This window comes from Saccharothrix saharensis (genome assembly GCF_006716745.1).
GTDB lineage: Bacteria > Actinomycetota > Actinomycetes > Mycobacteriales > Pseudonocardiaceae > Actinosynnema > Actinosynnema saharense.
This window is the reverse complement of the sequence record NZ_VFPP01000001.1, coordinates 5,356,638-5,377,611: the sequence shown is the minus strand read 5'-3', so window position 1 is coordinate 5,377,611 and position 20,974 is coordinate 5,356,638. Positions and strand designations below refer to the sequence as shown.

The window sequence follows — 20,974 nt, the reverse complement described above, 5'->3', positions numbered from 1 at the left end:
GTCAGTTCCCTCCCCCGGGCGTCGGGGAGCGCTGCACGCCGGGGGGCAGGCAGCCCTCTTCGTTGAAGCCGACCACGCCGAGGTTCACCGACGGCGGCAGCAGGCCGCAGATGTAGACGTCGAACCAGCGGCCGTTGCCGAGGGTGTTGGCGAACACGCGGAAGAACGGGCCCATCAGCGACAGGCTGCGGTCCAGCGAGTCCTGGTTGCGCTGCAGCATCGTGGTGACCCGCGCCAACTGCTCCAAGGCGGGCCGCAGCTGCGCCGAGTTGTCGGCGACCAGGCCGGACAGCTCCTCGGACAGCGCACGGGTGCCGTTGAGCAGGGCGCTGATGGCGTCCCGCCGCTTGCGCAGCTCGCCCAGCAGCAGGTTGCCGTCCGCGAGCAGCTTCTCGAACTGCTCGTTGCGGTCGGCCAGGGTCTTGGTGATCTGGTTGGTGTTGGCCAGCAGCTGCGCCAACTGCTCGTCCCGCGACGAGATCGTCTTCGACAGCGCCGACAGGCCGTCCAACGCGCCGCGCACGCTCTCCGCCGAGCCCGCGAAGGTCTCCGAGAGGACCTGGAAGCTGTCCGCGAGCTGATCGGTGTCGATCCGGCCGACCGTGTCCGCCAGCCCGTTGAACGCCTCCTGCACGTCGTACGGCGACAGCGTGCGCTCGCGCGGGATCGGTCGGCCCGGGTCCAGCGGCTCGGTGCCCTGCGGGTCCAGGGCCAGGAACTTCTGCCCCAGCAGCGTCTTGATCCGGATCACCGCGGTGGTGCGGTCGCCCACCCAGGCGTCCTTGACCCGGAACGACACCTTCACCTTGTCGCCGTCCAGCTCGACGTCGGTCACCTTGCCGACCTTGACCCCGGCCACCCGCACCTCGTTGGACGGGACCAGGCCCGCGGCCTCGGTGAACTCGGCCGAGTACGTGGTGCCGCCGCCGATGATCGGCAGGTCGTCGGAGTTGAACGCGGCGAGCAGCAGCAGGGCGATCACGGTGAGGCCGACCACGCCGACCGTCACCGGGTTGCGTTGCACCTTCATCGGCGGCACCTCGGTTGCGTGACCGGCAGAGCCGTGATCGGGATCGGGTCGTTGATGATCGGCGGCACGGCCACCTGCCCGGTGCCCTCGCACAGGAAGAAGTTGAACCAGGACCCGTAGGACGCGGTCCGCGACATCGCCTCGATCTTGCCCGGCAGGTTGCGGATGACGCCCTCCACGACCGACTCGTGGTCGGCCAGCGTCTGCGACACCAGGCCGAGGTTCGCGATGTCGTCCTTCAACGGCTGCCGCGACCGGTCGAGCAGGTCGGCGGTCGTCGTGGTCAGCTCGCCCATGGCGCTGATCGCCTCACCGATCGGCTCGCGGTCGCCCGCGAGGCCCGTCGTCAGCTCCTGCAAGGTGGTGACCAGCGTGGACACCTGGTCGGTGCGCGAGTTGACGGTGTCCAGCACGGCGTTGAGGTTGGTGATCACCTCGCCGATCACCTGGTCGCGGCTCGCCAGCGTCGACGTCAGCGACGCCGTGTGGCGCAGCAGGCTGTCGATCGTGCCGCCCTCGCCCTGCAGGACCTGGATGATCTCGTTGGACAGCTTGTTCACGTCGTCCGGGTTCAGCGCCTGGAACAGCGGCTTGAAGCCGTTGAACAGCACGGTGAGGTCGAGCGCGGGCTTGGTGCGCTCCAACGGGATGACGTCACCGGGCCGCAGCGCGGACGCGTCGCCCACGCCGTGCTCCAGCGAGATGTACCGCTGGCCGACCAGGTTGCGGTACTTGATCGTCGCGGTCACCGACGCGGGCAGCGTGCGGTCGCCCTCCAGCGAGAACCCCACCTCGGCCAGCCGCCGGTCGACCACCCGGATCTCGTCGACCTGGCCGACCCGGACGCCCGCGATGCGGATGTCGTCGCCCTCGTTGAGCGCCGTCACGTCGGTGAACCGGGCCGTGTAGCCGGTGGCGCCGTTGAAGTTGACGTTCGAGATGGTCACCGCGAGCAGCGTGGTCGCCACGATCGTGATGGCGGCGAAGACGCCGAGCTTGATCAGCGGCGCGGCCAGGGACCTCATGCCGTCACCTCCGCTCCCCGGTACAGGGGTCCGAGCAGCAGCGCGGTGAAGCTCGGCATCTCCCGCTCCTTCAAGCCGAACTGCGGTGCCAGCAGCGCGGCCAGGAAGTCCTGCTCCTCCGGCGAGTTCGCCAGCGACGGCACGCCGCTGTAGGACGACACGACAGTGCCGTCGTCGCGGATCGTCCCCGTGTTCGGCGGCAGCAGGCCGTCGGTGGCCGACCGCGCGGGCGGCGGCGACGTGGAGCCGTCCTTGACCGGGCCCTCCGGCGGGTACTGCGGGAACGGGTCCGGCCGCGGCACGATGTCGTAGCAGCGCGGGCCGCGCTTGTCGGCGTACTCCGGGTCGTCCTTGCCGGGCTCGTACTTGCCGCGGCTGGCCGTGATCTCCAGCGTGATGTGCAGGCCCGGCTCGTCGGTGCCCTTGCCGAACACCTGGTCCATGATCGGCTTGAACTCCGACAGGCCCTTGAGCAGGCACGGGTACTCGGGCGCGTACTTGGCCAGCAGCTCCAACGTCGGCCTGCTGACGTCCGCGAGCTGGATCAGGTTGTTCTTGTTCACCGCGAGGAAGCTGTTCAGGTCCAGCGACGTGGTGGTCAGCGTGCCGTACATGGCCAGCAGGTTGTCGCGCTGCTCGACCAGCGTGCGGCTGGTGACGGTGGCGTCCGACAGCGCCTGCACCAGGTCGGGGGCGGCGTCGGCGTAGACGTTCGAGACGTCGGCGAGGCGGCTGATGCCGTCCTTGAGCTTGGGCAGCTGCGGGTTGAACTCGCCGAGGTAGGCGTCGAGCTGCACCAGCGTCTCGCCCAGGGGCTTGCCCCGGTTCTCCAGCGCCTGCGACATCGCGGTCAGCGTGGTGGCCAGCTTCTCCGGCTGCACGGCCCGCAGCACCGGCATCAGGTCGTCGAGCACGCGTTCCAGCTCGATGGCGCTGCTGGAGCGGTCCTGCTCGATGACGTCGCCCTCGGCGAGCGGGTCCTGGCGCTCGGCGGGCACCACGAGGTTCACGTACCGCTCGCCGAACAGGGTCTTCGGCAGCAGGCGCGCGGAGACGTTGGCCGGGATGTGCCTGACCTGGTCCGGGTCCAGCGCCAGCTCCAGCTCGGCGCCGTCGCCCGTGGTCCGGATGCCCTTCACCTGACCGACGATCATGCCCCGGACCTTCACGTCGGAGTCGATCAGCAGCTGGTTGCCGACCCGGTCGGTCTTCAGCGTCACCTTCACGACCTGCGTGAACACGTCGTTGTACAGCGCCACCGTGACCGAGAGGAACAGGGCGATGACCGCGATGAACACGACACCCAGGAGCCGCCGCTTGATCATCCGGCGATCCTCACCGTCGTCGTGGTGCCCCAGATGGCCATGCTGAGGAAGAAGTCCAGCAGGCTCGTCGTCACGATCGCGGTGCGCACCGCGCGGCCGACCGCGACGCCCACGCCCGCCGGGCCGCCGCTGGCCCGGTAGCCGTAGTAGCAGTGGGTCAGGATGATCACCACGGCGAACACGAGCACCTTGCCGAACGACCAGAGCACGTCGACCGGGGGTAGGAACAGGTTGAAGTAGTGGTCGTAGGTGCCCGCCGACTGCCCGTAGAACTCGACCGTGATCAGCCGGGCCGCCAGGTACGAGGTCAGCAGGCCGATCACGTACAGCGGGATGATCGCGATGAACCCGGCGATGATCCGCGTGGTCACCAGGAACGGCAGGCTGGGGATGCCCATGACCTCCAGCGCGTCGATCTCCTCGGAGATCCGCATCGCGCCGAGCTGCGCGGTGAAGCCCGAGCCGACGGTCGCGCTCAGCGCCAGGCCCGCGACCAGCGGCGCGATCTCGCGGGTGTTGAAGTACGCGGACACGAAGCCCGCGAACGCCGAGGTGCCGATCTGGTTGAGCGCGGTGAAGCCCTGCAGGCCGACGACCGTGCCGGTGAACACCGACAGGCCGACCATCACGCCGATCGTGCCGCCGATGACGGCCAGCGCGCCCGAGCCGAAGCTCACCTCGGCCAGCAGCCGCAGCGTCTCCCGCAGGTAGCGGGTCAGCGTGCGCGGGATCCAGCAGATCGCCCGGACGTAGAACCACAACTGGTCGCCGAACGTGTCGAGCACGTTCAACGGCGCGTTCGCGGCCTTGCGGAACCGGTCGTTCATCGCGGCCACCTCAGCTCCCCTTCGCCGGGACGACCTGGAGGTAGATCGTGGTGAGCACGAAGTTCACGAAGAACAGCAGCAGGAACGTGATGACCACGGCCTGGTTGACCGCGTCGCCGACGCCCTTCGGCCCGCCCGCCGGGTTCAGCCCGCGGTAGGCGGCCACGATGCCCGCGATGAACCCGAAGATGAGCGCCTTGATCTCGGAGATCCACAGGTCGGGCAGCTGCGCCAGGGCGCTGAAGCTGGCCAGGTACGCACCGGGCGTGCCGTCCTGCAGGATCACGTTGAAGAAGTAGCCGCCCATTACGCCGACCACGCTGACCATGCCGTTGAGCAGCACGGACACCAGCATCGCGGCCAGCACGCGCGGCACGACCAGGCGCTGGATCGGCGAGACGCCCAGCACCTCCATGGCGTCGATCTCCTCGCGGATCTTGCGCGAACCGAGGTCCGCGCAGATCGCCGAGCCGCCCGCGCCCGCGATGAGCAGCGCCGTCACGATCGGGCTGGCCTGCTGGATGATCGCCAGCACGCTCGCCGCGCCGGTGAACGACTGCGCGCCGATCTGCCGGGTCAGCGAGCCGATCTGCAACGCGATGACCGCGCCGAACGGGATCGACACCAGCGCCGTCGGCAGCACCGTCACGCTCACCACGAACCAGCACTGCTGGATGAACTCCCGCAGCTGGAACGGGCGGCGGAACGTGTTGCGCACGACGTCGACGGCGAGCGCGAACATGCGCCCCGTCTCGCGCAGCGCCCCCACGCCGGGGAACGTCGCCGATGAGCTCACAGCACGCCCCCCTGCCGCGGCCACGGGCTGGGCGTGACCGGGGCGGCGGTGATCGGACCCGTGCGGTCGCCCGCCTCCGCCATCACCCGGTAGTGGTGGCGCTCCTCGGGCGTGAGGCTGGCGATGATGCCCTGCTGCGCCTCGGGCGGCAGCGTGTGCAGGATGTTCATCACGCGGTCCTTGCGCCGCCGCACCGCGCCGCGCGGTGGCAGGCCGGGCGTCGGCTCCAACTGCGGCACGATGCCGCGCACGTCCTCGTCCGGCGAACCGTCCGAGTGACCCGCGTCGCGGTGCGCCAGCTCGGCGGCCATCGTGGCCTGGTCCTTCTCCTCCGACATGCCGATCGGGCCGATGCGACGGCCGTTGAGGAACTGCTCGACCACCGGTTCGTCGCTGGTCAGCAGCACCTCGCGGGGGCCGAACATGACCAGTTCGCGGCGGAAGAGCATGCCGAGGTTGTCCGGGACCGTGCGGGCCACCGTGATGTTGTGCGTGACGATCAGGATGGTCGCGTCGATCTGCGAGTTCAGGTCGATCAGCAACTGGCTGAGGTAGGCCGTGCGAACCGGGTCGAGGCCGGAGTCCGGCTCGTCGCACAGGATGATCTCGGGGTCCAGCACGAGGGCGCGGGCCAGGCCGGCCCGCTTGCGCATGCCCCCGGAGATCTCGCCGGGGAGCTTCTTCTCCGCGCCGACGAGGCCGACCATCTCCATCTTCTCCAGCACGATCCGCCGGACCTCGGCCTCGGTCTTGCGGGTGTGCTCGCGCAGCGGGAAGGCGACGTTGTCGAAGAGGTTCATCGAGCCGAACAGCGCGCCGTCCTGGAACAGGACGCCGAACAGCTTCCGGATCTCGTAGAGCTTGTGCTCGGAGCAGCGGACCAGGTCCACGCCGTTGATGACGATCCGGCCCTGCTCCGGTTTCAGCAGGCCGACCAGGGACTTCAGGAAGACGGACTTGCCCGTGCCCGACGGTCCGAGCATCACGCTGACCTCACCCGGCGGGAGGGTGAGCGTGACGTCCCGCCAGATGGTCTGCTTGCCGAAGGACTTGGTCAGGCCCTCGACGACCACCTCGACGCCCATCGCACCTCCAGGTCAGCGGTCGGCTTCGCCCGACGCCGGACAGGCCGGCGTCATACCCGTGCAACGAGGCCGCCGCGTCGTGGTTACTCACCAGTTGGGTTAGGGCGGTTTCGGATGGGTAACGGTGTGAGCAAGTTCATCCCGCGCCCTCCGCCCGATGGTGGGGCACCCGGCCCGACGTGGTCAAGATCACCGGCCCTGGACAGCACGAAGGCGGGCACCCGGTTCGGGCGCCCGCCTTCGCGGCAGCGTGTCGCGCTAGATCACTTGAGCGAGATCTTGGCGCCGGCGGCCTCGAGCTTCTCCTTGGCGGCGTCGGCGACGTCCTTCGCCACGTTCTCCAGCAGCGGCTTCGGAGCGGACTCGACCAGCTCCTTGGCCTCCTTCAGGCCCAGGCCCGAGACGACCTCGCGGACGACCTTGATGACCTGGATCTTCTTGTCGCCGGCGCCCTCGAGGACGACGGTGAACTCGTCCTTCTCCTCCTCGGCGGGGGCGGCAGCGGCGGCCGGGCCCGCGGCGGCGACGGCGACCGGAGCGGCGGCGGTGACCTCGAAGGTCTCCTCGAAGTCCTTCACGAACTTCGAGAGCTCCAGGAGGGTCATCTCCTTGAACGCGTCGAGCAGCTCGTCGGTGCTGAGCTTCGCCATGATGGCGGTCCTTTCTCTTTCAACGCCCGAACTGCGGCCGGGACGCGGAGTTTCCGGGTGTGATCAGCTTTCGGCCGGAGCGTCGGCCTCGGCGGCGGCAGGCGCCTCCGCGGCCTTCTTCTCCTGGAGGGCAGCAGCCAGGCGAGCGACCTGGGAGGCGGGGGCCTGGAACAGACCCGCGGCCTTGGCCAGGTTGCCCTTCATCGCGCCCGCCAGCTTGGCGAGCAGCACCTCACGGGTCTCGAGGTCCGCGATCGCGGTGACCTCTTCGACCGAGAGGGGGCGGCCGTCCATGTAGCCGCCCTTGATGACCAGGGCCTTGTTGTCCTTCGCGAAGTCACGCAGCGCCTTGGCCGCGTCGACCGGCTCGCCCTCGACGAACGCGATGGCGGTCGGACCGACGAGCAGGGCCTCGAGGCCCTCGACGCCCGCGTCCTCAGCGGCACGCTTGACCAGCGTGTTCTTCGCAACGGTGTACGTGGTGCCCGCGCCGAGAGCGCGACGCAGCGTGGTGAGCTGCGCCATGGAGAGGCCGCGGTACTCGGTCACGACAGCGGCCGAGCTTCCACGGAACTTGTCCGTGAGCTCGGCGACGGCCGAAACCTTGCTGGGCTTCGCCATGATCGCCTCCTCTCTGGGCTAGTGACGCACCGGTCGAGCCGAGAGGGCCGCGCAAAGCGAAAACGCCCCTGCGCAGCAGCACGGGGCGTCACGAGCGCGTGAACGCGCTCAAGTCTTCCTCGTTCTCCTGCGCGGGCCGCCCGCTTCGCGGGACCTTCGTTCCCCGTCACGTGGACAGGGATGACCAGCGGTCTTTGGTGAACCGTCGCCCAGCGTACGGGACGTGTCCCCACCGCTCCAAATCGGCATGATGTGACGCGTGACCGAAGAGCCGCCACGGAACACCCCGCCACCGGACATCGACCCGGAACAGCTCCGGCAGTTCCAGGAGTTCCAACGGTTCCAGGAGTTCCAGCGCTTCCAGCAGGCCCAGGGCACCACCCCACCGAGCCTGCCCCCGGGCTCGACCCCGCCGAGCCTCCCGCCGGGCTCCACCCCACCGCCCGGCACCCCACCGGGTTACCCCCCACCCGGCTACCCCCCTGCGGCCACCCCACGCCGCGAGCCGCTGTGGAAGATCCTCCTGCGCAGCAAGCTCTTCCGGCGCTTGGTGTACCTGGTCGTCGTGCTGCTGGTGCTGTCGTACTTCTACGAGCAGTACTTCGGCGGCGACGACCCCGGCGGCGTGGCGGTCGACAGCGGCGGCGTGGAGAACAACGTCATCGCGCCGGCCACCCCGTACGGCCTCACGGGCACGATCGGCCAGTTCTACAAGCACGTCGGCACCGGTGACGGCGACCGGGCGTGCCTGTACTTCAAGGACGACGGACCGAAGAAGGCGTTCGCGGAGGCGTTCGACGCGTCCGACTGCCCGGCCGCGGTGGCGAAGCTGAAGGGCCGGATCACCGACGTGAGCACCTACCGGCAGCTCGTCTTCCCCACGACGATGGTCAGCCCGCCCGCGTCCGGCTCGGTCGAGGTGAGCTCCTGCGCCCTGGGCGTGCGCAGCGGCCCGAAGCTGGGCAAGTTCGTGCTGACCAAGCAGACCAGCGGCGCGTGGGCGATCACCGGCTACGAGGCCGAGCCGGACTGCCCGTGAACGGCGAAGCGCCCCTCGGCGGGAGGCCGAGGGGCGCTTCGTGGTGCTTCGGACGGGCCGTCGTCAGGCGGTGGCCTCGTCGGAGAGCAGGTTGCGGGTGCGGTTCGGGTCGACCGGGATGCCCGGGCCCATCGTGGTCGAGACCGTGATCTTCTTCAGGTACCGGCCCTTGGCCGCGGACGGCTTGGCGCGCAGGATCTCGTCCAGCGCGGCGGCGTAGTTCTCGACCAGCTTGTCCGGGTCGAACGACACCTTGCCGATCACCAGGTGCAGGTTGGCCTGCTTGTCGACGCGGAAGTTGATCTTACCGCCCTTGATGTCCGCGACGGCCTTGGTGACGTCGGGCGTCACGGTGCCGGTCTTCGGGTTCGGCATCAGGCCACGCGGGCCGAGGATGCGGGCGATGCGACCGACCTTCGCCATCTGGTCGGGCGTGGCGATCGCGGCGTCGAACTCGAGCCAGCCGCCCTGGATGCGCTCGATCAGGTCCTCGGAGCCGACCGCGTCGGCGCCGGCGGCCTCGGCCTCGGCGGCCTTGTCACCGGTCGCGAAGACGATCACGCGGGCGGTCTTGCCCGTACCGTGCGGCAGGTTCACGGTGCCGCGGACCATCTGGTCGGCCTTGCGGGGGTCGACGCCGAGCCGGATGGCGACCTCGACGGTCGCGTCCAGCTTCACCTTGGAAGTCTCCTTGGCGAGCTTGGCTGCCTCCAGCGGCGAGTAGAGCCGCTCACGGTCAACCAGCTCAGCAGCGTTCTTGTACGCCTTGCTGCGCTTCATGCTTCTGTCCTTAAAGTGGATCAGTTGTGGTGACGAGCCAGCGCTCGGCTCTCCCACGACTACGAAAGAGAAAAAGGTCAGCCTTCGACGGTGATGCCCATGGAGCGGGCGGTGCCGGCGATGATCTTCGCCGCCTGGTCCACGTCGTTGGCGTTGAGGTCGACCATCTTGGACTGCGCGATCTCGCGCACCTGGTCCATGGTCACCTTGGCGACCTTCAGGCGGTGCGGCTCGCCCGAGCCCTTCTCCACACCGGCGGCCTTGAGCAGCAGCTTCGCGGCCGGCGGGGTCTTGAGCTTGAAGTCGAACGAGCGGTCTTCGTACACGGAGATCTCGACCGGCACCACGGTGCCGCGCTGCGACTCGGTCGCGGCGTTGTACTGCTTGCAGAACTCCATGATGTTGACGCCGTGCTGACCCAGCGCGGGACCCACGGGCGGCGCGGGGTTCGCGGCCCCGGCCTTGATCTGCAGCTTGATGATCGCTGCGAGCTTCTTCTTCTTGGGAGGCATCTCGGTTCCTTTATTGCGGTGTCCGCGCGCGGCCCTGCCAGCCGCAGCGTGGCTGCCGGCTCCCGCCCGTCAGGAGGGGAGCCGGAGTCTTGTTGTCCTGGTCAGATCTTGGAGACCTGGCTGAACGACAGCTCGACCGGGGTCTCGCGACCGAAGATCGACACCAGGACCTTCAGCTTCTGGCCGTCCGCGTTGACCTCGCTGATCGTCGCGGGCAGCGTGGCGAACGGGCCGTCCATCACGGTGACCGACTCGCCGACCTCGAAGTCCACCTCGACGGTCGACTTCGCGGGCGCGGCGGTGCTCTTCTTGCCGGCGGCGGGCTTCTGCTCGACCTGGGGCAGCAGGAACTTCAGCACCTCGTCGATGGTCAGCGGCGACGGCTTGGACGTCGCGCCGACGAAACCCGTCACGCCCGGCGTGTTGCGCACCGCGCTCCACGACGCGTCGTTGAGCTCCATGCGGACCAGGATGTAGCCGGGCAGCACCTTGCGCTGCACCTGCTTGCGCTGGCCGTTCTTGATCTCGGTGACTTCCTCGGTGGGCACCTCGACCTGGAAGATGTAGTCCTCCATGTCGAGGGTCTGGATGCGCGTCTCGAGGTTCGTCTTGACCTTGTTCTCGTAACCGGCGTACGAGTGCACGACGTACCAGTCGCCGGGCGCGCGCCGCAGTGCTTCGCGCATCTCCTCGGCGGGGTCCGCGGGCTCGGCGTCGATGTCCACGACGGCGGCCTCGACGTCACCACCGGACTCGGTCTCGGTGTCGTCGTCGTCCGATTCGACGTCGCCGCCGGACTCGGCCTCGACGGTGGCGGACTCCTCGGTGTCCTCCGACGCCTCCGCCTGCTCGACGTCCTCGACGCCACCGTCGAAGTCCCGCTCGTCGGTCAGGTCGTTCAGCTCCTGGGCGTCAACGCCGCCGTTCTCGGAGGTCACTGTGGGTCTCGCTTCCTCTCATGCATCACATGTCCGCCGCCACCCGGGGCGGCAGGTGATCGGCTCAGCCGAACACCCTGAACATGCCCCAGGCGAAGGCCGAATCCAGGCCGAACACCAACGCCACCATGAAGGCCACGAAGACCAACACGACTCCGGTGTAGGTGATCATCTGCTTGCGCGTCGGCCAGATGACCTTCCGCAGCTCGCTGACCACCTCGCGGACGTACCGGACGATCCGGGCGAAGAAACCGACCCGCTTCTCCGAGTCCGCCCGCGAGCGCGTGGGACGGCCCTTCTTGGCCTCCTCGGCGTCGGAGTCGGCCTCGGCCGCCTTCTTCGCCTCCGCGGAGTCCTTGCGGCCCGCCGGACGCGCGGAACCACGGCGCTCGCGCCGCGCTGCGGCGGTAACCGGCCGGGACGCGCCCTCGCGCTCTTCCGGCTGGTCCTGCTCGCGGCCCTCGCTCATGCCGTCCTCCGCTCACCATCGCGCTTCGACGCAGGGGCGACAGGACTTGAACCTGCAACCTGCGGTTTTGGAGACCGCTGCTCTGCCAGTTGAGCTACACCCCTTTGGGATCCGAACGACGACCGGATCCCCTGGCCGGAGACGTCCCGCACCCTCCTCACGTGGCCCGTGAGGCAGCGACTGGACGTTCCAAGACCGGAAGCATACGGCACCAGGTGCCCCTCCTTCCAACTGGCCCGGTCAGAGGGGGTGCCGGGGGCCAACCCGGTTGTGCGATCTGCCACGATTGGCGGCATGGGCACGCCTGAGACGACCACCGGGACCAGTACCTCCGAGCACCCGCGGATCTCCCAGCGGATCGGCGGCATCGCCGAGTCCGCCACCCTCGCGGTCGACGCCAAGGCGAAGGCGCTCAAGGCCGCGGGTCGACCGGTGATCGGCTTCGGCGCGGGCGAACCGGACTTCCCGACCCCCGAGGCCATCGTAGCCGCAGCTCAGGCCGCGTGCGCGGACCCGAAGAACCACCGCTACACGCCCGCCGCCGGGCTGCCGGAGCTGCGGGAAGCCGTAGCCGCGAAGACCAAGCGCGACTCGGGCTACGAGGTCACCGCCGCGCAGGTGCTGATCACCAACGGCGGCAAGCAGGCCGTGTACCAGGCGTTCGCCACGGTGGTCGACCCGGGCGACGAGGTGCTGCTCCCGGCGCCCTACTGGACCACCTACCCCGAGGCGATCACGCTCGCGGGCGGCGTCCCGGTGCAGGTCACGGCGGACGAGTCGACCGACTACCTGGTGACGGTGGAGCAGCTCGAAGCGGCCCGCACCCCGAGGTCCAAGGTCCTGCTGCTGTGCTCGCCGTCCAACCCGACCGGCTCGGTGTACACCCGCGAGCAGATCACCGCGATCGGCGAGTGGGCGCTGGAGCACGGCCTGTGGGTCATCACCGACGAGATCTACGAGCACCTGGTGTACGACGGCGCCGAGTCGGTGTCGCTGCCGGTGGCCGTGCCCGCGATGGCGGACCGCACGATCGTCCTCAACGGCGTGGCCAAGACCTACGCGATGACCGGGTGGCGGGTCGGCTGGCTGATCGGCCCCACCGACGTGGTGAAGGCCGCCGCGAACCTCCAGTCGCACCTGACCTCGAACGTGGCGAACGTGTCGCAGCGGGCCGCGCTGGAGGCCGTGTCCGGGCCGCTGGACGCGGCGCACGAGATGCGCGAGGCGTTCGACCGGCGCCGGCGCACGATCGTCGACCTGCTGTCGGCGATCCCGGGCGTCGAGTGCCCGACCCCGAAGGGCGCGTTCTACGTGTACCCCTCGGTGAAGGCGTTGATCGGCAAGGAGCTGCGCGGCACGACGATCACCGACACGGTGCAGCTCGCGGCGCTGGTCCTGGAGCACGCCGAGGTGGCCGTGGTGCCCGGTGAGGCGTTCGGCACGCCGGGTTACCTGCGGCTGTCGTACGCGCTGGGTGACGACGACCTGAAGACCGGCGTGACCCGCATGGCCGAGCTGCTCGCCGAGGTCCGCTAGCACACAGATTCGACGTTCCGACCGCGAAAGGCACCTCGATGGGGTGCCTTTCGTCGTAGTGAGACTCATTCACATCACCCGGTGTAACTGTGATGTGTACCACCCGAACGGAGTGGAGGAGTCATGTCGGACGCGCGGCGCGGCGCACCGGGCACCGCGGGCCTCGTGCTCGGGGGGCTGGGCCTGGTGTTCGGCCTCATCCCGGCGGCCGGTCTGGTGGCGTGGCCGCTGGTCGTCGCAGGGCTGGTCCTCGGGGTGCTCGGCGTGGTCCGGGCCCGCCGCGGCCGGGGCGGGCACGAGGGCGTCGCCATCGCCGCGATCGCGCTGTCGGCGCTCGGGCTGGCCGTGTGCGCCGCGTGGGTGGTGCTGTTCGGCCGGGTCGCCTCCGACGCCCAGAGCGCGCTGGACGACCTGCGCGCGCAGACCGGCGAGGGGGCCGTGCTGGTCTACGAGGTGACCGGCGACGCGGCCGGCGCGACCATCAGCCACGCCACGTCCACGACCGTCGAGCGCGAGGTCGCGGGCCTGCCGTGGACCAAGGAGTTCACCGTCATGGGCGGGTTCCGCGGCGGCACGCTGGACGTCACGGCCGGCCCGGACGGCGGCACGGTCACGTGCCGGATCACCGTCGACGGCGTGGAGCACCGGACCGCGACCGCATCCGGTCCGCACGCGCTGGCGAGCTGCTCGGACTAACCGTAGGTAACTCCTTCGGGTGACTGGTGTAACCGTCGGTAGAACTACCCCGATGGTCCATTCAGTTCACCCCACCAGCACCCGAGGAGCCCTGCCCATGACGGAGTCCGCCCCACCCGAGCGCCCCGCACGCAAGTGGCTCGTCATCACGGCCTCGGTGGCGCTCGTCGTGGGCGCTCTGGCGCTCGTGCTGTGGACCACCGCGCCCGAACCGCCGGTGCGGGTCGTCTACCACGTCACCGGCACCGCGGCCCGGGTCACCGTCACCTACTCGACCTTCCACGGCGCCCAGACCCGCCAGGAGGAGACGGCGGCCCTCCCCTGGCGGATGGAGCTGTTCGCCACCGGCGAGCCCGAGCACGGCGTGCTGACCGTGACGATCGGCCCCGACGGCGGCGACGTGGCGTGCGAGGTGCGGGTGGCCGAGGTCGTGCGGCGGTCGGCCACGGCCACCGGTGCGCACACGAGCGCGTTGTGCGACTTCTAGTCGGGCAGGCGCACCAGGGCCGAGGCGCCGCCGAGCACCGACTTGCCCTCGAACGCGGCCGTCACGTTGACCTTGACGGTGCCGTCGTCCAAGACCTTGGTCACCTTCGCGGTGACCTCCACCAGCGCGCCCTTGTCGTCGTCGGGCACCGGGACGGGCCGGCCGAACCGCACGCCGTACTGCACGACGGCGCCGGGGTCGCCCGCCCACTCGGTGACGATCCGGATGGCCATGCCCATGGTGAGCATCCCGTGCGCGATCACGCCGGGCAGCCCGACCTCGCGGGCGAAGCGCTCGTTCCAGTGGATCGGGTTGAAGTCGCCGGACGCGCCCGCGTACCGGACCAGGTCGGCGCGCGTGACGCGCAGCGACAGCGGCGGCAGCTCGTCGCCGACGGAGACCTCCGAGATGCGGATCACGCGTCCTCCCCCCGCACGACGAGCGTGCAGCGGCCGGTGGTGACGGGCTCGCCGTCCTCGGTGCTCAGCTCGGCCCTGATCGACAGCATGTCGTTGCCCATGCGCGCGGTGATGCCGTCCACGTGCAGCACGGTGGTGAGCCGGTCGCCCGCCACGATGGGGCGGTGGTGGACGAACGTCTGGTCGCCGTGCACCACGCGGCTGTAGTCGAGCCCCAGCTCGGGATCGTCGACCAGCACGTCGTTCGCCTTCAGCGACACGATGATCGCGAACGTGGGCGGCGCGATGACGTCGCGGTACCCGGCCGCGCGGGCGGCCTCGGGGTCGCGGTGCAGCGGGCTGGTCTCGCCGACGGCGTCGGCGAACTCGCGGATCTTCTCGCGGCCCACCTCGTAGGGCGGTGACGGCGGGTAGGAACGTCCGACGAACGACTGGTCGAGAGGCACCCGAGGAGGTTATACGCGGGGCAGGGCACATGCGACGAGGCCCGCCCCGGTGATCCCGGGACGGGCCTCGCACGTGCGGTCTGGCTACCGGCTCAGCGGGTTTCCTTGTGAGCACGGTGGGTCTTGCAGTTCGGGCAGAACTTCTTGATCTCCAGGCGGTCCGGGTCGTTGCGCCGGTTCTTCCTGGTGATGTAGTTCCGGTGCTTGCACTCCTCGCACGCGAGGGTGATCTTCGGGCGTACGTCGGTTGCAGCCACGGTCCTTGCCTTCCTGAGAGCTCGTGTGCCCCGACCCGACCGGGCGACCAGTGCGGGCTTACCGCCTGGCGGGGATCCTGCTGAGTAGCGGTGGCCGGACTTGAACCGGCGACACAGCGATTATGAGCCGCTTGCTCTACCAACTGAGCTACACCGCTTTACACAACACGGCCGCGATGCTCGTGCACCGCGGCCAGTTGTTGAGCCCCTTTACGGAATCGAACCGTAGACCTTCTCCTTACCATGGAGACGCTCTGCCGACTGAGCTAAAGGGGCTTGCTCTTGCGGAGCCAAGAGAACTCTACAACAGGCGTGCCGCAGAAGAGAAATCGGGGGGCCCTCCTAGTGGACCAAGGTGAGCACCGTCTCATCCCGGGCACCCCTGACCTGCACGGTCCGCGCCCGCAACCAGGCCTCGAAGCGGTCCTCCGACAGCGGCCGCGAGATCAGGTAGCCCTGCGCCACGTCGCAGCCCATGCCGACGAGCTGGTCGCGCGCGGCGTCGTCCTCGACGCCCTCGGCGACGACCGTGAGGCCGAGCGAGTGGCCCAGCTCCACGATCGAGCGGACCACCGCCATGTCACCCAGGTCGGTGCCCATGCCGAGGACGAAGCTCTTGTCGATCTTCACCTCGTCCACCGGGAGCTGCCGCAGGTACGCCAGCGACGAGTAGCCGGTGCCGAAGTCGTCCACGGCCAGCACGACGCCCATCTGGTGCAGCCGCCGCAGCACGGGCAGGGCGCGTTCGGGGTCGGCCATCACGCCGGACTCGGTGAGCTCGAACGTCAGCAGCTCCGGCGGCACGTCGTGGCGCTTCAACGCGGCCGCCACGCGGTCCGGGAACTCCTCGTCGGCCAGCGTCCGCACGGACAGGTTCACCGCGATGGACATGCGCAGCCCGCGGTCGACCCACAGCCGCACCCGCGCCAGCGCGGTGTCCATGACGAAGTCCGTGAGCACGTCCACGAGACCGGTCGCCTCGACGGCGGGCACGAACTCGTCCGGGTCGACGCGGCCGAACTCGGGGTGCTTCCAGCGCACGAGCGCCTCCGCGCCGACCACCTGGCGGCTCGGCAGCGCGACCTTCGGCTGGTAGTGCACGGAGATCTGGCCGGTCTCCACCGCCGACCGGAACTGGGTCACCAGCTGGAAGCGGCGCAGGAAGATCTGGCCCATGCTCGGCGCGTACTGGCGCAGCGGCTCGTTGTCGGTGGTCGCGCGGACCGCCACGTCGGCGCGCTGCAGCAGCGCGTCCGGGTCCGGGTCCTCGATCTCGCAGTCGGCGGTGGTGGCCCAGCCGACGACCGCGCCCGCCTCGACGGTGAGCCGGTCGACCGGGTAGGGCACGGACAGCGCGGCGCGCAGCCGCTCGGCGATCTCCTGGATCTGCTCGGCCTGCCGGTCCAGCAGCAGCGCGGCGAACGCGCCGCCTTCCAGCCGGGCCAGCGGCACCTCGGGGCCGAGCTCGTCGCGCAGGCGTCGCCCGGCGGCGACCACCATCCGGTTGCCCCAGGCCTGGCCGAGCGCGTCGGAGACGGTGGACAGCACGGTCAGGTCGACGCGGACCACCACGGACGTGTCGGCCTCGTGCATCGGCTCGGTGGCGGCCTCGCGGAAGCCGGGCCGGTTGAGCAGGCCGGTCAGCGGGTCGTGGTAGGCGTCGTGGCGCAGCCGCGCGAGCAGGCGCCGGTTGTCCACCGCGGTGGACAGGTGGCTCGCCAGCGTGCGCAGGAGCTGGATGTCGGCCTTGCCGAAGCCGCGCCACCGGCTGAGCCGGTCGTGCACCTCGACCGCGCCGAGGAGCTGGGTCGCCCCGCGCAGCGGCACGACCAGCGCTTCCTGCGCGTCCCGGCGGACCAGCGCCTCGGAGACCTCTTCGCCCGCGTCCACGATGCGGAAGTACCGGACCTGGGCGCCGGGCAGTTGGAGCATGGCGTCCTCGCGCAGCACGCGCGGGTCGTCGCGGCGCATGCCGGGCGGCAGCGGCTCGCCCGCGACCAGCGTGCGCATCGGCGCCTGCGGGTCGGTGCGCAGCCGCAGCACGACCCGGTTGGCGTTGAGCTGCTCGCGGATGCGCTCGGCGATGAGCTGCCAGTCGTCGTCCTCGCCGCAGCCGTCGTCCTCCTCCGGCACGGCGCCGCGCGGCCCGGTGGCGTGGCGGCCGGACCGGGCCACCCGCAACGAGACCTCGCTGAGCGCTTCAAGGTCCCGCTGCTCGCGCAGCAGGCCGGAGTAGGCGAGGTAGATCGCGGTGATGCCGAGGAAGACCAGGCCGATCAGCAGGCCGCCCCACGGCGCCTTGTCGGCGATCTCGTAGCCGGCGAGGCCCGCGGAGGTGTTCAGCAGCGCCACCACGAGCGTCTGGAGCACCAGGCGCAGGCTCGGCGCGACCCGCATGCCCTTGCCCATGACCCGCAACGCGGTCAGGCCGAGCACGCTGGCCAGCAGCGGCACCGCGATCGTGCCGACGAACGCGCCCGCCCAGAACGGGCCCTCCGCGCCCAGGAACCGCTTGACCAGCTCGGCGACCGCGAAGGCCACCGAGATCTCCATGAACATCAAGCCCGCGTTGTAGACGGCGCGGTCGAGCACGCGGCGGCCGAGCAGCGTGCCGACGCCCGCGACCACGTGCGCGGCGAGCACGATCTCGAACGGCGCGACCAGCAGGCCGAGCACGAGCGGGATCTCGGTGAACGAAATGGTCCAGGCCACTCCGCTGCGCACGTCGACGTTGATGGCCAGCTGCTCGGCCAGCAGGAAGCCGATCACCAGCAGCGGACCGGTCCACCACAGGTCGGCGTCGGGCGGTGTCTCGGGCAGCCAGGAGCCGACGAGGAACGCCGACAGCGCGCCCGCGACGAGGAGCAGGACCGCGAACACGCTGAACGCGCGGTTCGTGGACCGGGTCGGCGCGCTGGGCGCCGTGGCCGACGCGTGGTCGGACATCCAGCCTCCTCGTCGGCCGTCGTCGCGGCGGGCCGGGTCGCGGCCTGCGGGGCTCCGGGCGTGACTGAGGGGTCCCGAACACCGACCAGGACCCCTCCAAGGCTGCCAATGTACCCCGGTCGGGGGACGAAATGGCAGGTCGTGTAGCGGAATGCCACCAGAAGTAACAGGCCGGTTCACACGATCAGTCGGCCCTGGATCACCGTCACGGCCTGCCCGGCGAGCCGCACGCGATCGCCGTCCAGAGTGGTCCGGACCAGCCCTCCGCGGGCCGACGCCTGCTCGGCCAGCAGGTTCGCCCGATCCAGCCGCGGCGACCACCAGGAAGCCAGCGTGCAGTGCGCGGAACCGGTTACGGAATCCTCCGGGACTCCGTAGGAGGGGTAGAAGCACCGGCTCACGACGTCCAACCCCGGCCGGTCGCCCGGTGCGGTGACGATCACACCCCGGCCCGGCACCTCGGCCAGCGCGGCGAAGTCCGGGCGGAGGTCGCGGACCTCGTCCGCCGAGCCGGCCTCCACCAGGACGTCGGACACGGCCTGCGCGACGGCCCGCACCGTGACGCCCGGCAGGCCCGCGCGCAGCGGCGTGGTCATCTCGATCGGCTCCGCCGGGTCGGCCGGGAAGTCCATCTCCACCCAGCCGTCGTCGGCGGTGCAGGTGAGCACGCCGCTGCGGGTGCCGAAGCTGCGGCCGCCGCCCAGCACGTGCGCGGCGGCCAGGGTGGCGTGGCCGCACAAATCCACCTCGGCGACCGGCGTGAACCAGCGCAGCGGCAGCGGGTCCGGCCGGTCGACCCGCACGAACGCCGTCTCGGCGTGCTTCATCTCGGCCGCGACGGCCTGCATCCACCCGTCGTCCACCGGACCGTCCAGCAGCACCACGCCCGCCGGGTTGCCCGCGAACGCGCGGTCGGTGAACGCGTCGACCACGTAGAGCTCCACGGCGGCAATGTACGTCCGGAACCGGTTAGCTGGCAGGTGTGGACCCGTTGCTGCCCGACATCGCTCCCGCCGACGACCCGTACTCGTTCTCCGAGCTGCCGGAGGACGACCTGAACGCCTCGTGGATCGCGTTGCGCACGCACTCGCTGCACTGGCACCCCGGGGCGGACCTGGAGGACCTGCTGCGCCGGTGGCCGTTGACCGGCGAGGGCGACCCCGAGACGGCCGCGGTGGTGACCGTGCCCAGCCGTGCCGTGGAGGCCGCGGACGTGCTGTCGCGGCGTGGTTTCGCGCCGATGGTGGTGGTCGCGGCGCGGCTGCCCGGTCGCGGGCGCGCGGGTCGTTCGGCGGTGGGTATCCGGCCGCTGGCGGCGGAGGACCTGGACGTCGCCGTCGAGCTGCACCTGGAGACGATGCGGTTCGACAGCCTGTTCGGCATGGTGACCGCGCGGCCGTCCAGCGCGGCGCGGCTGCGCGAGCACATCGCGTCGCTGCTGGAGCGGCCCGAGCCGTGCGGGTGGTTGGCCGAGCGCGGCGGCGAAGCCGTCGGGTTCCTGTACTGCGACCTGCCGGGGCACTCGGACTGGATCGCCTCGTGGACGTCCGTGCGGCCGGTGGCCTACATCGGGCTGCTGGGCGTGCGGGCGGACTCGCGCGGCCAAGGCGTCGGCGCGGCGCTGGTCGACCACGCGCACTCGGTGCTGGACGAGGCGGGTGTCGGCGTGACGCTGCTGCACCACGCCCTGCCCAACCCGCTGTCGACGCCGTTCTGGTACTCCCACGGCTACCGGCCGCTGTGGACCACCTGGCAGCGACGGCCCGCCCGTTAGACCTTCGCCAGCTCCCCGCGCTCGTGCCGCAGGCCGCCGCGGATCTCGTCCAGCACCTGGCGGGCCCTCGTGGCGGCCACGTGCTGCGCCGCTCCGCTGCCGATCGCGTCGCGCAGCGCCAGCCACACCGCGGCCTCGTCCTCGCGGACCGCGCCGAGCAGGTCGCGCTGCTCGGGGTAGGGGTGCAGGGCGATCCGGTCGGTGCACGACTTCAACGTGGCCAGGGCCGCGCCCGACACCTCACCGGTCAGCGCGACCCGGTCGAGCTTCGCCGGCAGGTCCACCGCCGCGAGCTCGGACAGCGACAGCGGGCCGAAGTCGAGCACGGTGTTCAGGCCGTACTCCAGGTCGTCGGCGGCGTGGAGCAGTTCGCGCTCGTCCGCGCGCACGGGCACGTGCCGCCGCGAGGACCGGGCCACCAGGCCGAGGGCGACACCGGTCGCGAGTGCGGCGAGGGCGATGAGGATTTCGCTCATGTGTTCCAGTCTCGACGCCCCACCGGCCCCACTCGGACCAGCGGGCGACAACGGGTCGATCGGAGCGCCGGCCGGTCGCGGGCAGTTCGGCTGGGCCGATCGGAGCAACCGGTCGGCGTGGCGCCGCCGTCCGAACGGCGCACGGGGGGACAGTGGGAGCGGCCTCGTCCACCCGAGTGAACTTGTTCGTGAGGGGTACTCGAAGTACAGGTCCAGACCTCCTACAAGGTGAGGAAGCAGGCGAGAAGGATGGGCGAGGGGGTCGCCATGAACGTCGCGAAGGAGCTGTCCGGGCGGGCGAAAGCCATGCTCCGTGCCGTTGCCGCAGGTAGGGCTCAGCTGACCGGGGGACGCGAGCCGGACCTGTACGTGGACGGGTTGCCGTGCTGCGACCAGATGGTCACGCACGACCTCGTGCACGCGGGGCTGCTGCGGGCGCGGCGGGCGGTGGGTCTGGACGAACGCACGGACGCGGTGCTGACGGAAGAGGGCCGAGCCGCGATCGCTTAGCCCTCGAACAGGCGTTCGATATGGGTTATGCTGCACACGAGGCCGGCACGCAAGCGAGAGGAAGCGCTTGCGCGCCGGCCTCACCTACGCCTGGGCCACCCACTCGCCCACGACCACCGACCCTCACGGCGGACCCCGACCCGCATCCGGACGAACGGGCCGCGGAACCGATCCTCCCGACTCGACCCCCTACGAACGGGGGTCCGGGGGTTGCATCCCCGGTGAAAAAGAGCGAAGACCCCTGCTTGCGCATTCCGCAAGCAGGGGTCCTCGACGAGCGTGGCGGGTAGAGGATTCGAACCTCTGTAGCTTTCGCGACGGATTTACAGA

24 protein-coding genes and 3 tRNA genes are annotated in these 20,974 nt (G+C 70.4%); 6 read left to right on the top strand and 21 right to left on the bottom strand.

The window, feature by feature from the left end; translation table 11 throughout:
* Position 1: 1 nt before the first annotated feature.
* The 8 genes from FHX81_RS24070 to rplJ form a co-directional block, all read right to left on the bottom strand.
* Positions 2-1,030 carry an MCE family protein gene (locus FHX81_RS24070; RefSeq protein ID WP_141980289.1) on the bottom strand — a complete coding sequence of 343 codons (1,029 nt, stop codon included), beginning with the start codon at positions 1,028-1,030 and terminating at the stop codon, positions 2-4.
* Positions 1,027-2,055, bottom strand: a complete 1,029-nt coding sequence (locus tag FHX81_RS24065) for an MCE family protein (protein WP_141980288.1) — start codon at positions 2,053-2,055, stop codon at positions 1,027-1,029. The genes FHX81_RS24070 and FHX81_RS24065 overlap by 4 nt, the downstream gene beginning before the upstream one ends.
* Positions 2,052-3,380: an MCE family protein gene (locus FHX81_RS24060; RefSeq protein ID WP_141980287.1), complete on the bottom strand. Its 1,329-nt coding sequence runs from the start codon at positions 3,378-3,380 to the stop codon at positions 2,052-2,054. The genes FHX81_RS24065 and FHX81_RS24060 overlap by 4 nt, the downstream gene beginning before the upstream one ends.
* Positions 3,377-4,207: an MlaE family ABC transporter permease gene (locus FHX81_RS24055; RefSeq protein ID WP_141980286.1), complete on the bottom strand. Its 831-nt coding sequence runs from the start codon at positions 4,205-4,207 to the stop codon at positions 3,377-3,379. Before FHX81_RS24055 ends, FHX81_RS24060 begins: the two co-directional genes overlap by 4 nt.
* A gap of 10 nt (positions 4,208-4,217) precedes the next feature.
* Positions 4,218-4,949 (bottom strand): MlaE family ABC transporter permease, encoded by a 732-nt coding sequence (locus FHX81_RS24050; protein ID WP_246108295.1) that lies wholly within the window; start codon positions 4,947-4,949, stop codon positions 4,218-4,220.
* Between the two features lie 50 nt (positions 4,950-4,999).
* Positions 5,000-6,088 carry an ABC transporter ATP-binding protein gene (locus tag FHX81_RS24045; RefSeq protein ID WP_141980284.1) on the bottom strand — a complete coding sequence of 363 codons (1,089 nt, stop codon included), beginning with the start codon at positions 6,086-6,088 and terminating at the stop codon, positions 5,000-5,002.
* Positions 6,089-6,351: 263 nt separating this feature from the next.
* Complete coding sequence (gene rplL / locus FHX81_RS24040; RefSeq protein ID WP_141980283.1) at positions 6,352-6,738, bottom strand: 50S ribosomal protein L7/L12; 387 nt, start codon at positions 6,736-6,738, stop codon at positions 6,352-6,354.
* A 63-nt stretch (positions 6,739-6,801) separates the two neighbouring features.
* Complete coding sequence (gene rplJ, locus FHX81_RS24035) at positions 6,802-7,359, bottom strand: 50S ribosomal protein L10 (protein ID WP_073885941.1); 558 nt, start codon at positions 7,357-7,359, stop codon at positions 6,802-6,804.
* A 259-nt stretch (positions 7,360-7,618) separates the two neighbouring features.
* On the opposite strand from rplJ, the gene FHX81_RS24030 reads away from it, so the two are divergent.
* Positions 7,619-8,398: a hypothetical protein gene (locus FHX81_RS24030; RefSeq protein WP_141980282.1), complete on the top strand. Its 780-nt coding sequence runs from the start codon at positions 7,619-7,621 to the stop codon at positions 8,396-8,398.
* A gap of 63 nt (positions 8,399-8,461) precedes the next feature.
* Here FHX81_RS24030 and rplA read toward each other — a convergent pair whose 3' ends face one another.
* From rplA to FHX81_RS24005, 5 genes are all read right to left on the bottom strand, one after another.
* Positions 8,462-9,178 (bottom strand): 50S ribosomal protein L1, encoded by a 717-nt coding sequence (gene rplA / locus FHX81_RS24025; RefSeq protein WP_141980281.1) that lies wholly within the window; start codon positions 9,176-9,178, stop codon positions 8,462-8,464.
* 77 nt (positions 9,179-9,255) lie between these two features.
* A complete protein-coding gene (gene rplK, locus FHX81_RS24020; RefSeq protein WP_053715259.1) occupies positions 9,256-9,690 on the bottom strand; it encodes a 50S ribosomal protein L11 in 435 nt (144 codons plus the stop codon).
* 101 nt (positions 9,691-9,791) lie between these two features.
* Complete coding sequence (gene nusG / locus FHX81_RS24015) at positions 9,792-10,628, bottom strand: transcription termination/antitermination protein NusG (protein ID WP_141980280.1); 837 nt, start codon at positions 10,626-10,628, stop codon at positions 9,792-9,794.
* Between the two features lie 64 nt (positions 10,629-10,692).
* Positions 10,693-11,097, bottom strand: a complete 405-nt coding sequence (gene secE, locus FHX81_RS24010; protein ID WP_141980279.1) for a preprotein translocase subunit SecE — start codon at positions 11,095-11,097, stop codon at positions 10,693-10,695.
* 31 nt (positions 11,098-11,128) lie between these two features.
* Positions 11,129-11,201, bottom strand: a tRNA-Trp gene (locus FHX81_RS24005).
* Between the two features lie 190 nt (positions 11,202-11,391).
* Here FHX81_RS24005 and FHX81_RS24000 point away from each other — a divergent pair.
* The 3 genes from FHX81_RS24000 to FHX81_RS23990 all read left to right on the top strand — a co-directional run bounded on the left by FHX81_RS24000 (position 11,392) and on the right by FHX81_RS23990 (position 13,816).
* Complete coding sequence (locus FHX81_RS24000; RefSeq protein WP_141980278.1) at positions 11,392-12,633, top strand: pyridoxal phosphate-dependent aminotransferase; 1,242 nt, start codon at positions 11,392-11,394, stop codon at positions 12,631-12,633.
* A gap of 123 nt (positions 12,634-12,756) precedes the next feature.
* Complete coding sequence (locus tag FHX81_RS23995; protein ID WP_141980277.1) at positions 12,757-13,329, top strand: MmpS family transport accessory protein; 573 nt, start codon at positions 12,757-12,759, stop codon at positions 13,327-13,329.
* Between the two features lie 97 nt (positions 13,330-13,426).
* A complete protein-coding gene (locus tag FHX81_RS23990) occupies positions 13,427-13,816 on the top strand; it encodes an MmpS family transport accessory protein (protein ID WP_170232153.1) in 390 nt (129 codons plus the stop codon).
* On the opposite strand, the gene FHX81_RS23985 is transcribed toward FHX81_RS23990, so the two are convergent.
* The 7 genes from FHX81_RS23985 to FHX81_RS23955 all read right to left on the bottom strand — a co-directional run bounded on the left by FHX81_RS23985 (position 13,813) and on the right by FHX81_RS23955 (position 18,828).
* Positions 13,813-14,235: a MaoC family dehydratase gene (locus FHX81_RS23985; RefSeq protein ID WP_170232152.1), complete on the bottom strand. Its 423-nt coding sequence runs from the start codon at positions 14,233-14,235 to the stop codon at positions 13,813-13,815. The genes FHX81_RS23990 and FHX81_RS23985 overlap by 4 nt on opposite strands.
* Positions 14,232-14,681, bottom strand: coding sequence for a MaoC family dehydratase N-terminal domain-containing protein (locus tag FHX81_RS23980; protein ID WP_141980275.1), 450 nt, complete (start codon positions 14,679-14,681; stop codon positions 14,232-14,234). Before FHX81_RS23980 ends, FHX81_RS23985 begins: the two co-directional genes overlap by 4 nt.
* A gap of 92 nt (positions 14,682-14,773) precedes the next feature.
* Entirely contained in the window at positions 14,774-14,938 is a 165-nt protein-coding gene (gene rpmG, locus FHX81_RS23975; protein ID WP_015105301.1) for a 50S ribosomal protein L33, read from the bottom strand.
* An 85-nt stretch (positions 14,939-15,023) separates the two neighbouring features.
* Positions 15,024-15,096 (bottom strand) — tRNA-Met (locus FHX81_RS23970).
* 45 nt (positions 15,097-15,141) lie between these two features.
* Positions 15,142-15,214, bottom strand: a tRNA-Thr gene (locus FHX81_RS23965).
* Between the two features lie 66 nt (positions 15,215-15,280).
* On the bottom strand, positions 15,281-17,884 hold the full coding sequence (locus FHX81_RS23960; protein ID WP_141980274.1) for an EAL domain-containing protein: 2,604 nt from the start codon (positions 17,882-17,884) through the stop codon (positions 15,281-15,283).
* Between the two features lie 176 nt (positions 17,885-18,060).
* Positions 18,061-18,828, bottom strand: a complete 768-nt coding sequence (locus tag FHX81_RS23955) for a PhzF family phenazine biosynthesis protein (RefSeq protein ID WP_141980273.1) — start codon at positions 18,826-18,828, stop codon at positions 18,061-18,063.
* Between the two features lie 38 nt (positions 18,829-18,866).
* On the opposite strand from FHX81_RS23955, the gene FHX81_RS23950 reads away from it, so the two are divergent.
* Complete coding sequence (locus tag FHX81_RS23950) at positions 18,867-19,658, top strand: GNAT family N-acetyltransferase (protein WP_141980272.1); 792 nt, start codon at positions 18,867-18,869, stop codon at positions 19,656-19,658.
* Here the strand turns inward: FHX81_RS23950 and FHX81_RS23945 are convergent.
* Positions 19,655-20,134 carry a hypothetical protein gene (locus FHX81_RS23945; RefSeq protein ID WP_141980271.1) on the bottom strand — a complete coding sequence of 160 codons (480 nt, stop codon included), beginning with the start codon at positions 20,132-20,134 and terminating at the stop codon, positions 19,655-19,657. The two genes, FHX81_RS23950 and FHX81_RS23945, sit on opposite strands and share 4 nt — an antisense overlap.
* Positions 20,135-20,401: 267 nt before the next feature.
* Here FHX81_RS23945 and FHX81_RS23940 point away from each other — a divergent pair, with 267 nt between their 5' ends.
* Positions 20,402-20,644, top strand: a complete 243-nt coding sequence (locus tag FHX81_RS23940; protein WP_141980270.1) for a hypothetical protein — start codon at positions 20,402-20,404, stop codon at positions 20,642-20,644.
* Positions 20,645-20,974 lie beyond the last annotated feature (330 nt).